Annotated in this window: 9 protein-coding genes and 1 pseudogene; 8 read left to right on the top strand and 2 right to left on the bottom strand. The window is 68.0% G+C overall.

Features of this window, described 5'->3' with window-relative positions; all coding sequences use genetic code 11:
• Window positions 1–539: 539 nt before the first annotated feature.
• Together MMF96_RS06185 and MMF96_RS06180 are read left to right on the top strand one after the other, a co-directional pair.
• Window positions 540–2,090 carry a lipopolysaccharide biosynthesis protein gene (locus MMF96_RS06185; RefSeq protein ID WP_256882928.1) on the top strand — a complete coding sequence of 517 codons (1,551 nt, stop codon included), beginning with the start codon at window positions 540–542 and terminating at the stop codon, window positions 2,088–2,090.
• A 39-nt stretch (window positions 2,091–2,129) separates the two neighbouring features.
• Window positions 2,130–3,014: a sulfotransferase domain-containing protein gene (locus MMF96_RS06180; protein ID WP_256882960.1), complete on the top strand. Its 885-nt coding sequence runs from the start codon at window positions 2,130–2,132 to the stop codon at window positions 3,012–3,014.
• 26 nt (window positions 3,015–3,040) lie between these two features.
• Here MMF96_RS06180 and MMF96_RS06175 read toward each other — a convergent pair whose 3' ends face one another.
• Window positions 3,041–4,369 carry a hypothetical protein gene (locus MMF96_RS06175; RefSeq protein WP_256882927.1) on the bottom strand — a complete coding sequence of 443 codons (1,329 nt, stop codon included), beginning with the start codon at window positions 4,367–4,369 and terminating at the stop codon, window positions 3,041–3,043.
• Window positions 4,370–4,676: 307 nt separating this feature from the next.
• Between MMF96_RS06175 and MMF96_RS06170 the strand changes: the two genes are divergently transcribed.
• From MMF96_RS06170 to MMF96_RS06155, 4 genes are read left to right on the top strand one after another with little or no spacing between them, the layout of a single operon-like run.
• Window positions 4,677–8,729 (top strand): PKD domain-containing protein, encoded by a 4,053-nt coding sequence (locus tag MMF96_RS06170; protein WP_256882926.1) that lies wholly within the window; start codon window positions 4,677–4,679, stop codon window positions 8,727–8,729.
• Window positions 8,730–8,769: 40 nt separating this feature from the next.
• Entirely contained in the window at window positions 8,770–9,273 is a 504-nt protein-coding gene (pssD, locus tag MMF96_RS06165; RefSeq protein ID WP_256882925.1) for a PssD/Cps14F family polysaccharide biosynthesis glycosyltransferase, read from the top strand.
• Window positions 9,270–10,583, top strand: coding sequence for a glycosyltransferase (locus tag MMF96_RS06160; RefSeq protein WP_256882924.1), 1,314 nt, complete (start codon window positions 9,270–9,272; stop codon window positions 10,581–10,583). The genes pssD and MMF96_RS06160 overlap by 4 nt, the downstream gene beginning before the upstream one ends.
• Before the next feature lie 11 nt (window positions 10,584–10,594).
• The gene (locus MMF96_RS06155; RefSeq protein WP_256882923.1) at window positions 10,595–11,497 is read left to right on the top strand and encodes a glycosyltransferase family 2 protein; all 903 of its coding nucleotides are present in this window, start codon (window positions 10,595–10,597) and stop codon (window positions 11,495–11,497) included.
• Between the two features lie 274 nt (window positions 11,498–11,771).
• Here the strand turns inward: MMF96_RS06155 and MMF96_RS06150 are convergent, their stop codons facing one another.
• Window positions 11,772–11,945, bottom strand: a complete 174-nt coding sequence (locus MMF96_RS06150; RefSeq protein ID WP_256882922.1) for a hypothetical protein — start codon at window positions 11,943–11,945, stop codon at window positions 11,772–11,774.
• Between MMF96_RS06150 and MMF96_RS06145 the strand changes: the two are divergent.
• Window positions 11,905–12,135: pseudogene (locus tag MMF96_RS06145) on the top strand (integrase core domain-containing protein); the annotation flags it as partial. The gene MMF96_RS06150 and the pseudogene MMF96_RS06145 sit on opposite strands and share 41 nt — an antisense overlap.
• Before the next feature lie 60 nt (window positions 12,136–12,195).
• The gene (locus MMF96_RS06140; RefSeq protein WP_256882921.1) at window positions 12,196–12,531 is read left to right on the top strand and encodes a hypothetical protein; all 336 of its coding nucleotides are present in this window, start codon (window positions 12,196–12,198) and stop codon (window positions 12,529–12,531) included.
• Window positions 12,532–12,632: the final 101 nt, after the last annotated feature.

Raw genomic sequence — 12,632 nt, 5'->3', positions numbered from 1 at the left:
AACGCCTTCATAGGCGGACCCCGTTGCGACGGCAGCCAGCTCCCCAGGCACGGGCAGTTCACCCGTCCCGAACGTTGTTGCGGATTGGTTTACGAAGCCTGCGGCCTGCCTGGCTGCGGACTGTTGTTGCCCGACGGCACTGGACGGTTCCGCACTGGCTGTGGGTACGGGGCTCCCTGCCAGCGACGGGAGGGTACCGGCGGTTGCTGCCTGAGTTGGCAGCGGCCGCACCTGTTCACCCTTCGGCCCCAAGCCGGAAGCAACCCCCGGCGCGGCGCCTTCCGTGGAGGGCGGCTGGCCAATCAGGATCGCAACGATTGCCCCTGCAACAAGCAAGGCACCCAAACCGGCGAGCACAAGAAGGCGACGATGCTTGGCTGGCTGAACCGGTGTTGTCATGGAAACCCCTTTGTGCCCAACTTGGCCGGCGAAGGAATTCACGGTCTCAGCCGTGATGAAGAAGAAGTGTACGCGGAGTGTCCTCGATTTGAAACCGCCACAAGGTTTCGCGCTGGCGGGAGCATGGAGAGGTGCGTCGAATGAGCAGGCCGGCCTCCACCCCCGCCACCGATAATGAGCCGGAGCTAAGCCATGCAGCCCGCGGCGGTCTGTTCAGCGTTGCAGGGGCCGCCACAAGTGCCATTTCAGGATTCGCACTGACATTCATTTTGACCCGGACGTTTGGCCAGTCCGGATCAGGCGTGGTGCTTCAGGCGATCGCCATTTTCACCATTGCCCTTGGACTGGCCCGAACCGGCATGGACACCACCGGTGTCTGGTTGCTGCCGCGACTCGCGCTCACCGGGGCGTCCAGGATTCGCGGGGCATGCACTGCATTGCTCCTGCCGACCCTGGTGGTGGGACTGCTTGTGGCAGCGGCCATCACGTTCCTGTTTCCCTTTCTCGACACGTCACACGACGTTTACAGCCGCCAACTGGTCCAGGCCGTGCAGGCCACCAGCTGGCTGCTGCCCTGCGGGGCGGTGATGATGGTTGCCCTGGCTGCCACGCGCGGACTCGGGAACATCATCCCGTACACGTTGATCGGCGGCGCCGGCCTGCCCGGCATCCGCCCTGTGGTTGTCCTGGTTGCCGCCGCCGCCGGCGGGACGGCGGTCCTGGCCTCCGTGGCCTGGGCTGCTCCCGCGGCTGCCGCCATGGTGCTGTCATTGCTGGTGTTGTGGCGGCGCATTAGGACCCACGAACTGCGCGCCGAAGTCCAGGGTCCGTGGCGGCCGGACCGCGAACTCACCACCAGGATCTGGAAGTTCGCACTGCCGCGCTGGTATTCCGCAGGGGTTGAACAATCAATTATCTGGTTTGACGTGGTCCTGGTGGGTCTCATGGCCGGTTCGGGTGCCGCGGGCGTGTATGGTGCGGCGAGCAGGTTTGTCAGTGCTGGCCTGATCATTTCCACGGCCATGCGCATGGTGGTTTCACCACGGTTCAGCGCCCTGCTCAGTGAGGACAAGGCCCGCGAGGTTCAAAAACTGTACACAACCACAGTGACCTGGATAACCATGCTGGGCGTGCCCATTTATGGAATTTTCATGTTTTTCCCGGCCACCATCATGGGCTGGTTCGGCGAAGGCTTCGACTCCGGCGCGTTGTCCCTGGTGATCCTGTGCATCGGAGCCATCGCGTTCCTGGTGGCCGGCAACGTGGATGCGCTGCTCACCATGAGCGGGCGCAGCGGATGGATGGCCTTTAACAAAACGGTGGTCCTGGCGTTGAACGTCGCCGGAAACCTGGTCCTGGTGCCGCTGTGGGGCATTACGGGCGCGGCTGCAGCGTGGGCCTTCAGCCTGGTGCTGGATTCCGCACTGGCCTCCGTGGAGTCCAGGATTTTTCTGGACATCAAGTTCAGAGCCGGACGGATCTTTTACGCCTTGGCAGTGTCCGGCGGCTGCGTCGCAACCGGCAGCCTGTCCGTGATCCATTTCATGGGCCGGACCACCGCCAGCGTCTTTGTGGCCGGCACCGCGTCACTGATCCTCCTGCTGCTGTGCTGCTGGCTGGACAGGCGCCGCCTGGGCCTGACGGAAATCAGGCTCCTGGCCGCTGGCCGGGACAAGTCCGCAACGGCATGAAAGTGGACCGATGGGAAACGAGGAAAGCCAGTGTCACGAATGGAAAAGCTCAAGGACGCGTCGCCGCGCTGGGTCAAGGACGCCGGCGACGCCGCCACGAGGGCCTATGCCCTGGGCACGCAGGCAGCACGCCCTGCTCCGGACTTCCTGATCATCGGCGCCAAACGCGGCGGCACCACCTCCCTGTTCAACTATTTGCTCATGCACCCCGGTGTGTTGGGACTGTTCCCGCAGCTGCGGGGCAAAAAGAGCACCGACTACTTTTTCAAGGAGCAGCACCGCGGCCAGGCGTGGTACCGTTCCCACTTCCATGCGGAGCAATACCGCGCCCTCCTCGGACGAAGGCTGGGCTACCGTCCTGTCAGCGGCGAGGCGTCCCCCTACTATCTGTGGGACCCGCGGATTGCCGGGCAGGCGGCGGCACTCGCCCCCGGGGTCAAGGCCATTGCCCTGCTGCGTGACCCGGTGGAGCGGGCCTATTCGCACCACCAGGAGCGGGTGCACAACGGGGTGGAGCCGCTCAGTTTCGAGGAGGCCCTGCGCGCCGAGGACATCCGGCTGGCCGGAGAGCTCGAAAAGATGCGTGAAGACCGTGGTTACTACAGCGCCGCCCACGACTTTTACCCCTACCGGTCCCGGGGGGTCTACCTGCCCCAAATTGAAAACTGGCACGCGTGCTTCCCACGGGAGCAGCTGCTGGTGCTGCGCAGCGAGGACATGTACCGGGACGTCCAAGGCACCTTCGACGCGGTCTGCACCTTCCTGGGGCTGCCACGCTTCACGCTGCCCAGCACCAGGACGTTCAACGCCGGCAGCCGCTCCACCATGCCGGAGGCGGCCAGGCGGGAACTGGGCGAATTTTACGAACCACACAACGCCGCGCTCGCGGCGTACCTGGGCCGGGAGCCGCTCTGGGCCCGCTGACCCTTCCCCGGCCGGCCGCCCGGCGGCTACCGGTGGGAAACGGCGTCGATCCACTTGCGTGCCGAATCCACCAGGTCCACCAGCTCCGCCTTGCTGATCCAGGCATTCGCCCAGCTGCCCTGTGCCGCGGCCAGCGTCCAGGCGCGTTCTGCGACCACCAAGGCGTAGATCCCGGCCAGGTCCGGCCAGTTGTCACGCCGGACGCCGGCCGCGTGCAGGTGCAGGTGGGCGTCGTTGACCGCCGCCTGCAAATTCCGTGCCACGGCCCCGGAACGGTTTTCCCGGCGGACACTGAACATCCAGTGCACGGCGTCCAGCCCGGCCGCGGCGTCCGCCTCGGCAGACTCCCAGTCCCAGCACCACAGCTGTCCGGCCGAATCCCTCGCCGTGTTCCACGGGACAAGGTCCCCATGCCACCGGGCACCGACGGGCAGGCGGGCATCACGGCCCCGGACCGCGGCGGCCAGGCTGCCGGTGCTGGCCGCGAGCGCCCCGCCGGATGCCCCGCCGGACGCCCCGCCAGGTGCGGCGGACAGCGTGGCCAAACGGTCCAGCAGGGCCTGGAAATGGCGGGTGGAAGCAACCGTGTCCACCCGCTCGACAGGGCACAGGGAATACAGTTCTGCCGGCGTTGGCGCCGCCACGGCACCGCGGACCGCCCGGACGTCGGCCGGCAGCGGGGCCGTGACAAGAAAGGGGAAGCCGCCCTGCGTTCCCGAACACAGCAGCTCGGGTGCGCGCATCGCGGACCGCCGGGGTCCCACGCTGGAGAGCACCGCCGTCTCCGTCTCAATGAATTCGCTGCTGCCGGCGTTCCAGGCCAGCTTCGCATAGCCGGCCGGGTTCCCCGCCCCGTCGATGAGCTGGAGGGTCGGCTTGCGGTTGTCCCCCGTCCGGATGCCCATGGAACAGTACAACCGGCCCCTCGGACCCGGGCCGCGGCCCAGCTGGCTGCTGATGACGGCAAGGGGCAGCCCGGCGGCAACGCGGTCGCCCTCCGCCCCGGTCCGCACCTGCACCGACAGGCGGCCCCGCCCCGGCACCAGCCCGGCGAGCGTGGCGGCCGCCAGAAACTCGCGCGCCACCCTCGTCTTCCACGGCCGCAGCCTCCCGTAGTTGTGCAGGCTGGCGGCGGCCGGTTTCCGGCCCGCTGCGGGCACCAGCAGCCGGGCCGTGGCAGGTCCCGGCAGCACCCAATACGATTCGGCGTCCCGCCAGGTGGGATCGGGTGCCGGATCCACCACCACGCGCACCGTGCCCCGGTCCACCTGCCGCTGCCACAACTGCTGCACCAGGTGGTCCAGCGGCGCACTGCCCAGGCCCGTGACGGCCATTCCTGCTGCCTGCTGCGCCATTGCGTGTCCCTCCCACGGCATGGTCGGGCCCCGCCCGGGGCAGCCCGTTGGCTTGAATGTCCCCCATCCGGCGCCCTGGGTCAAGGGTTGGCGGCGGCGTTCAGGTACGCGCGTGCCAAAACCGGGTACTGTGCAGTGCCGTCCGGGTAGTTCCTCCCGAAAGTCGGGTATAAATGCCCGCAAAACTCGCTTAAAACGGCAGCCGCCGCCCCCTAGGCTGACGTGAAGCGGTCCGCCCGCCAGGGCACCGAACCGGGTCCCGGATTGACAAGTCCCCGACCGATTCCAGTTACCAAGGGGGCATCCCGTGGCAAGGACAATGAGGTCATGGGGGCTGCTGACGTCAACCGCCGTTGCGGCCGCCGTGCTGCAGGCGGTGCCCGAGGGCGCGGCGTCGGCCGCCACCGCGGTGGTGACGGACGGCGCCTCAGCCGGCACCGCCGCGGCGTCATGCTGGGAAATCAAGCAGGACAACCCCGGTGCCACGGACGGCAGCTACTGGCTGCTCACGCCGGCGATGTCCGCGCCGGCCCAGTTTTATTGCGACATGGCCACCGACGGCGGCGGCTGGGTCCTCATCGGCAAGGGCCGCGAGGGGTGGACGGACAAGAACGAAGGCAAGGGGTCCGCCGCGGCCCTGCGGACGGCCGGGCTGAGCCCCATGTCCGGGGCCACCAGCCAATATTCGGCACAGACCATCAACGGGCTGCTGAACAACGGGCGCGTGGATGCGCTCGCCGACGGGATCCGCCTCAAGCGGGCCAGGGATGCGGCCGGAAGCACGTGGCAGGAGGCGCGCTTCTCCAAGGACAAGGGCGACCGGTGGGTGTGGACGTTCGGTGCCGAACACCGCGTGGCCTCTTTTTCGTTCGACGGCGCCGCCGGCTCCGGCGGCCTGACGTCCAGTTTTGGCCGCGACAACGGCTACCAGCGCGTGGACATGTCCGCTCCCAAGAGCCAGGGCTACACGATCGGCTTTTCCTACGGGTCCGGGGTGGCCGGCACGAACAGCAGCAGCACGTACCTGTGGTCCGCCAGCAACGGCACCGGCGGGGCCCGCCCCTACACGGAGATGTACCTGCGCCCCCATCTGCACTCCGTTGACGCCGGGTTCACCCGCATTCCCGATGCGGGCACCGCGGCATCCACCAACGTCCCGGTGGCCCAGTCGCTGGCGCTCAACAGCCCGTGGGGCGTTACCGGGCTCGCCAACCCGCTGGCCAGGGAAGGCGACGTGGAAGTCCAGGCCTTCACCCAAATTGGCTCCACCATGTACGTGGGCGGCAATTTCCGCTACGTGCAAAAGACGGCGGGCTCCACCGGCGCCGACAAGGTGGACCAGCCCTTCCTCGCAGCATTCAACGTGGCGGACGGCGAGCTGGTCAGGACCTTCACGCCCAAGCTCAACGCCTCCGTCGAGGCTCTTGCCGCACTGCCGAACGGCAAGCTGCTGGCGGCGGGGCGTTTCAGCCAGGCCAACGGGCAGGCCGTCACGGCCGTCGTGGCCCTCGATCCCGCCACGGGAGCCACCGCGCCCGGGTTCGCCGTCAAGGTGGAAAACCGGCTCTCCTCCGGCGTCCTGGACATCCGCGCCGTGGCGGTCAAGGACGGCTGGCTGTACCTGGGCGGTGCCTTCACCCACCTCACCGGGGCCACCGGCAGCTCCGTCTATGCGCGCGGGGCCGCGCGCATCAATGCCACCACGGGGATGCCGGGTACCGGCTGGAACCCCGAATTCAACGGCTCCGTGGTCTCCGTCGGTGCCTCCGCCGACGGAGGACGGCTGTATGCGGCCGGCTACTTCAGCACCTCCGCCGGCGCACCGGCGTACAAGGCGGCGGCGGTGCTGACCAGCGCCAACGCCAACCTGGCCACGCCCGCGTGGACACCCACGTGGAGTTCATCGGCCAACTACCAACAGGCCATCGGCGAGGTGGGCAGCCGCGTCTGGGTGGGCGGCTCGGAACACAGCTTCTTCTCCTTCGACAAGGGCACCTTCACCCGGCTCTCCGGCAACATCGGCAAGGCCCACGGCGACTACCAGGCCATGGCCGCCGGAACCGCCGGCATGGTTTACGGCGGCTGCCACTGCACCAACTGGAACTACTCCAACGCCTACACCTGGCCCAACGTTGGCACGGCGTGGACGGAAGCGGACTCCATCAACTGGGTTGCCGCCTACGACGCCGCCACCGGCGCGGTGGTCCCCAGCTTCACTCCCACCATGAACACGCGGGGCGGCTCTGGCGTGTGGGCCCTGTCCGTTGACAGTTCCGGCACCCTGTGGGCCGGCGGCGACATCACGACGGCGGCCACCCCGTCGTCCGCCGGCCGGTGGGCCGGCGGCTTTGCCCGCTTCGCGCAAACCGATGCAACGGCGCCCACCACCCCCGCCAACCTCGCCCTGTCCGCCGATGCGCCGGCCACCGCCAAACTGACCTGGAACGCAGCAACGGACAACGGCGGCAGCGTCTCCTACCAGGTCCTGCGCGACAGCAGGGTGGTGGCGACCACCTCCACCACGAGCCTGACAGTGCCCAAGGGCGGGGAGAACCGCTTCTTCGTCCGGGCCACGGACCCGGCAGGCAACCTTTCCGCCAGCTCCGCGGCGGTCAAGGCCGGAGGAGGGGACGCCGCCCCCGTGGCAGCCTTCACCGCCACCCCCACCGGACTGGATTTGGCCGTTGACGCCTCCGCGTCGACGGACGACGGCAGCATCGCCGGCTACGCCTGGGACTTTGGCGACGGCGGCACGGGCACCGGCGCCGCCGTGACCCACACGTACGCCCAGTCCGGCAGCTACGAAGTGCGCCTGCGGGTCACGGACAACGCCGGCAACGTCACCAGCCTGGCCAAGGACGTCACCGTCGCCATCCCGGCCCCCGCCGACGCCTACGGGGCCGCGGTCTACGGCGCAACCCCGGACCTCTACTGGCGGCTGAATGAGCCAGGGGGCACCACGGCGCTGGATTCGAGCGCCTCCGCGAATCCGGGAAGCTACTCCGGCAGCACCACCCGCGGCGTGGCCGGCGCCATCGCCGGAACCCAGGATGCCGCCGTCGCCTTTGACGGCAGCTCCGGCATGGTGGCCGGCAACAAGGCGACCGCCGGTCCGACCACCTATTCCCTGGAACTGTGGTTCAAGACCACCACCACCCAGGGCGGGAAGTTGATCGGCTTCGGCGACCAGCCCGCCGGCCTGTCCAACAGCTACGACCGGCACGTGTACATGAGGAACGACGGCACCCTCACCTTCGGCACCTGGACCGGGGCGGAAAACACCATCACCACCACCGCGGCCTACAACGACGGCACGTGGCACCACCTGGTGGCCACCCAATCGGCGGCCGGCATGGTGCTCTACCTCGACGGGGCCAGCGCCGGGACCAACCCGCAGGCCGGGGCCCAGGACTACACCGGGTACTGGCGCATCGGCGGGGACCGCACCTGGGGCGGGGCCGGCAGCAGCTACTTCAACGGCAGCCTGGACGAGGTGGCGGTGTACGGCGCGGCACTCGGTGCGGACACCGCCGTCGAACACTACCGCTCGGGTTCGGGCACGCCTCCCCCGCCCAACATCCCGCCCGAGGCGTCCATCCGGACCGCCGTGGACAGCCTCACAGTCACGGCCGACGCCTCGGGCTCCACCGACGCCGACGGGACCATCGCCGCCTACGCCTGGGACTTTGGCGACGGCGCAACCGCGTCCACCATGAAGGCCACGCACCAGTATGCGGGCGCGGGCCAATACACGGTGACGCTGCGGGTCACGGACAACAAGGGCGCCACCGGCCAGGCGACGGCCCAGGTCACCGCCACGGCGCCGGCAGCGCCCGTCGACACCGTGGTCGTGGCACCCAAGGCGGCCTGGAGCTGGCGCTACGAGGCGGGGGCGCCGGCGTCGAACTGGAAGGCCCCCGGCTTTGACGCATCCGCCTGGGCCGCAGGGAACGGCATCCTCGGATTCGGCATCACGGGCCTGGGCACCAACATCGACATCAGCGGCCCCGCGTCGGCACGGCCGCTCACGGCCTACTTCCGCAAGCAGTTCACGCTCGCCTCGGCAGCGAAGGTGGTCCAGCTGACCCTGAACACCGCCGGCGACGACGGCGTGGTGGTGTACGTCAACGGAACCGAGGTGGGCCGCGCCAACATGCCCACCGGCACCATTACCGACGGCAGCTACGCCCTGACCGCCCGCCGCGCGTCCGTGGCCAACGCCAGCCCGCTGGTGATCGACGTTCCCGTGGCCCTGTTGGTGGACGGCAGCAACACCATCGCGGCGGAAACACACCTGAACTACCGGGCCACGCCCGACGTCAGCTTTGACCTCAATGCCACAGCAAGCATCCGTCCCTAGCCCCACGTCCCCAGCCCCACTGAGAGGAAGCCCGATTCCCATGACACTCCACCTGTCCAAGGACAAGATCCTGGAACCGTCCCGCCTGAATGAACGCATATTGTTCGTCGGTTCCAGCGGCGGCCACCTAGCGCAGCTTGTGTCACTGAAGCCGTGGTGGTCCGCCAATGAACGGGCCTGGGTGACCTTTCCCACCCCTGACGCAGAGGCAATCCTGGCGGCTGAAAGGGACGTCACCTGGGCCTATTTCCCCACCACCCGGAACATTCCCAACCTGCTGCGCAACACCCGGCTGGCGTTTTCCGTGGTCCGGCGTTTCAAGCCCACGGTCATCGTCTCCACCGGTGCCGGCAGTGCGGTTCCCTTCTTTGTCCTGGGGCGGGCGCTGGGCATTTCCACCGTCTACATTGAAGTTTTTGACCGGGTGGAAAGCCCCACGCTGACCGGCAGGCTGTGCCGGCCCTTTTCCGACCTGATGCTGGTCCAGTGGCGGGAGCAGCTGGGCCTGTACCGGGATGCCCAACTGGTTGGCAGGCTGCTGTGACGCCGCGGCCGGGGCGCTCCATCAGCCTCTTCGTCGGCACCGACCACCACCCCTTTGACGGGCTGGTCCACTGGGCCGACGCCTGGGCCGCGGCAAACCCGGCGGACACCGTCACCATCCAATACGGGCACAGCACGGCACCCGCCATTGCGGCAGGCTTCGATTTCATGCCCCCGGACCGGATGCGCGGGCTCCTGGACTCCAGCGACATCGTCATCACGCACGGCGGGCCGGCCACCATCGCCGACGCCCGTGCGGCCGGGCACCTGCCGCTGGTCCTCCCCCGGGACCCGGCCCGGGGGGAACATGTGGACGACCACCAGCAGCGGTTTACCCGCTGGGCCGGCGCCCGCGGGCTCGTCACCTGTGTGGCTTCCCAGGAGGAACTCTCCGGCCGGGTCTTCGCCAGTGCCGAAACCGGCGCCGGCACCCGCATCGATGACGGCGGGGACGCCCCGGAAACCGCGGAAACGGCCATGCAGCTGACCCGGCTGCTTGACCGGAACCGGGAACAGGCCAACAAATCATCCGCCGGGGCGCCCGTGGTCCTCTATGCCGCGGCCGCCGCGCCCGCACTGGTGGCGGAACTGTGCCGGGAGCTGGTGCAACGCACCAACGTGGCAGCCATCGGCAACACGCGGGCCATCTGGGAACAGGGAATCCTCCGGAACAACGATTGCAGTTGCGGCGTGCCGTTCCAGTCCTGCGAATTCTGGCAGGAAACCGGGAAGATGGCCTTTGGCGGCTGGTCCAAGCTTGACGTTGAGCTGCTGTTCACGCTCAGGAAAGTGGTGGAAGGCCGTGCGGTCACGGCCCGCAGCACCCTCAAGACGGAGTCCAGGGGGCTGCGGCTGCTCCTGGCCGACTACTCGGAGCCTTACCACGCGATCTTTTCGGCCGTCAGGGAAGTCAGCGGCGCCGACGTCGTCCTGCACACCGACACCGACGCGTTCCTGGCCCTCGCGCTCAGCCACAACCGGGAAATTGACCTGCGCTACCTCGACGCCCTCGCTGTCCAGCCCGACGGCGCCGCACCCCCGCACCGGGGGCCGGGCCCGCTGTGGCAGCGCTGGATGCTGCGGCGGCGGGGCATTCCCGAGGCGGCCCTGCCGCGCCGGTTCCAGCCCGGCACGCCCGACGTGATGGATGCCGTCTGGTCCAGGCTGGGGCTTACCGGCGGTGTTTCTGGGGGCGGTGGTTCCGGGGGCGCTGTCTCCGGGGGCGCTGGTTCCGGGGGCGCTGTCTCCGGGGGCGGGCCGCAGGTTGCCGGATTGCCCGGCCGGCACATGATTTCCGCGCACGGCTCGTGAGACGGGATGCCATGCCACGCGTAAGCGCCATCATCGCCACGCGGAACCGCCCGGACATGCTGCGGGAAGCCATTGCTTCGGTACTGGGGCAATCCTTCGTGGGCTTCATCGAGGTCCTGGTGGTGTACGACCAGTCCGTTCCGGATGCGTCGCTGGCCTTTGAATCAGCCACCCGTTCCGTGCGCGTCCTGCCCAACGCCCGGCAGCAGGGCCTGGCCGGGGCGCGCAACACCGGGATCGAAGCGGCCACGGGCGACTTTGTGGCATTCTGCGATGACGATGACTACTGGCTGCCGGAAAAGGTCACCGCACAGCTCCAGGCCCTGGCGGCGCACCCCGGGGCCGAGCTGGCGTCCTGCGACATCTGCGTCCACTACGACGGTGAATCCCACCGCCGCCGGCTGGGCAGGTCCCTGGTTACCTTTGCCGAGCTGCTGCGGGACCGGCACACCGAACTTCATCCCTCCACCTTTCTCATGCGGCGGGATTCGGTGGTGCAGGGCTTTGGACTGGTCAGCGAGGTGGTGCCGGGCGGTTTCGGTGAGGACTATGAATTCCTGCTGCGCATTGCCCGCAGAAATGCCGTGGTCCATGTCGAAAGCGCCCTGGCCGTGGTCCGGTGGGGCGGGCAGTCATTTTTCTTCCAACGCTGGCAAACCATGTCCGACGGCCTCAGCTGGATCCTGGAACAGTACCCGGAATTTGAGCGGTCCCCCGCCGGATCTGCCAGGCTCCGGGGCCAGATTGCCTTTGCCCAGGCGGCCTTGGGGCAATGGAACACGTCCTTGCGGTGGGCGGCCTCCGCCACGCGGCGCAACCCCTTTGAACTGCGTGCCGTGCTGGCCGTGGCCTGCCGCCTGGTCGGCCCCGAACGGGTCATGCAGGCGCTCCACAGGCGCGGCAGGGGAATTTAGCCGCGCATCGCAGGCTGAGTGAGGTGGACGACGGTCAGACGACGTTCCCGGTTTGCCTTCCTGGTTTCCTCCCTGTTGAAGGCGCTTCATTGTTCTGACGCGGCAGGGCCGGATGGCATCGCCTTGAGGAATTCAGTGTCAAGTCCCGGGTTTGGCAGAGAGTTAATTAGACGCGTTCCATCGTTTTGATGGCGGGCAGGTTTGTGTAGTAGTTGGCTTCTGCTTCCACGGGCGGGATGTAGTCGATTTCCCCGTGGAGCCGTCGGTGGTTGTATCAGTCGATGTATTCGGCGACGGCGATTTCAAGGTCGTTGATGCCCGTCCATGGCCCCTGGTTTCTCACCAGTTCGGCGTTGAAGAGTGAGTTGGGGGCTTCGGCCATGGCGTTGTCGTAGCCGGTCAATGGCTGGGAAAACGCGATGAGCGAGTCGTTCTGGTCAACCCTCAAGGCTGAATTCTCCGACCGACGGGTCTGGCACACGCGGGCCGAGGCCAGGCGTGAAGTCGCCCGCTGGATGGAGGTCGTCTACAACCGCCGCCGGCTGCACACGGCGCTGGGCATGGTCGCGCCGGTCGAATTCGAACAGGCCCTGCAAGAGGAAAACAACAACCAAGAAGCACTTACGCAAGCGGCGTGAGGCAGATCACGTGTCCACTACTTGCGGGGAACCCCAATCGTTTGGTCGTTGCTTGTCGTGGTGTCCATCTACCTTATGGGTAGCGGCCTGTTGAGGTCACTCTTCATACTCGGGTACCAGCCGCTGCCGGATTATCAGGAGGACTTGCGTGTCGGCAGCCTCTACATACTGGGCGGCTCCGCGGCGTCGCTGGCGGCGGCCATCTGGTCATTCCTGCGCGGCCATCCACACTGGGTCACGGCGTTCGTGGCAGCACCTGCGGTAGTAGTCGGTGGTGGCTCGTTGCTGTCGCCAACCGGCGGACTGCGTCAGCTAGCGGCACTCATTGCCCTGCCGGGTGCCGTAGCGGGAATGGTCGGCGGACTGGTGGACCGCGGCTACCGCCGAACCCGGTAGGGGTTGGTGATTCCTCGCCTGTTGGGCGCCGGTGGATCTCGCGGAGGCGCAGGAGGGTCATGCGGCGCTCGTGCTGGGTCGCCCTGACCGGGTCCCGTTCG

Source organism: Arthrobacter sp. STN4 (assembly GCF_024539665.1).
Taxonomy (GTDB): Bacteria; Actinomycetota; Actinomycetes; order Actinomycetales; family Micrococcaceae; genus Specibacter.
The sequence above is the reverse complement of the archived record's forward strand: the minus strand, read 5'-3'. Positions and strand labels throughout refer to the sequence as shown.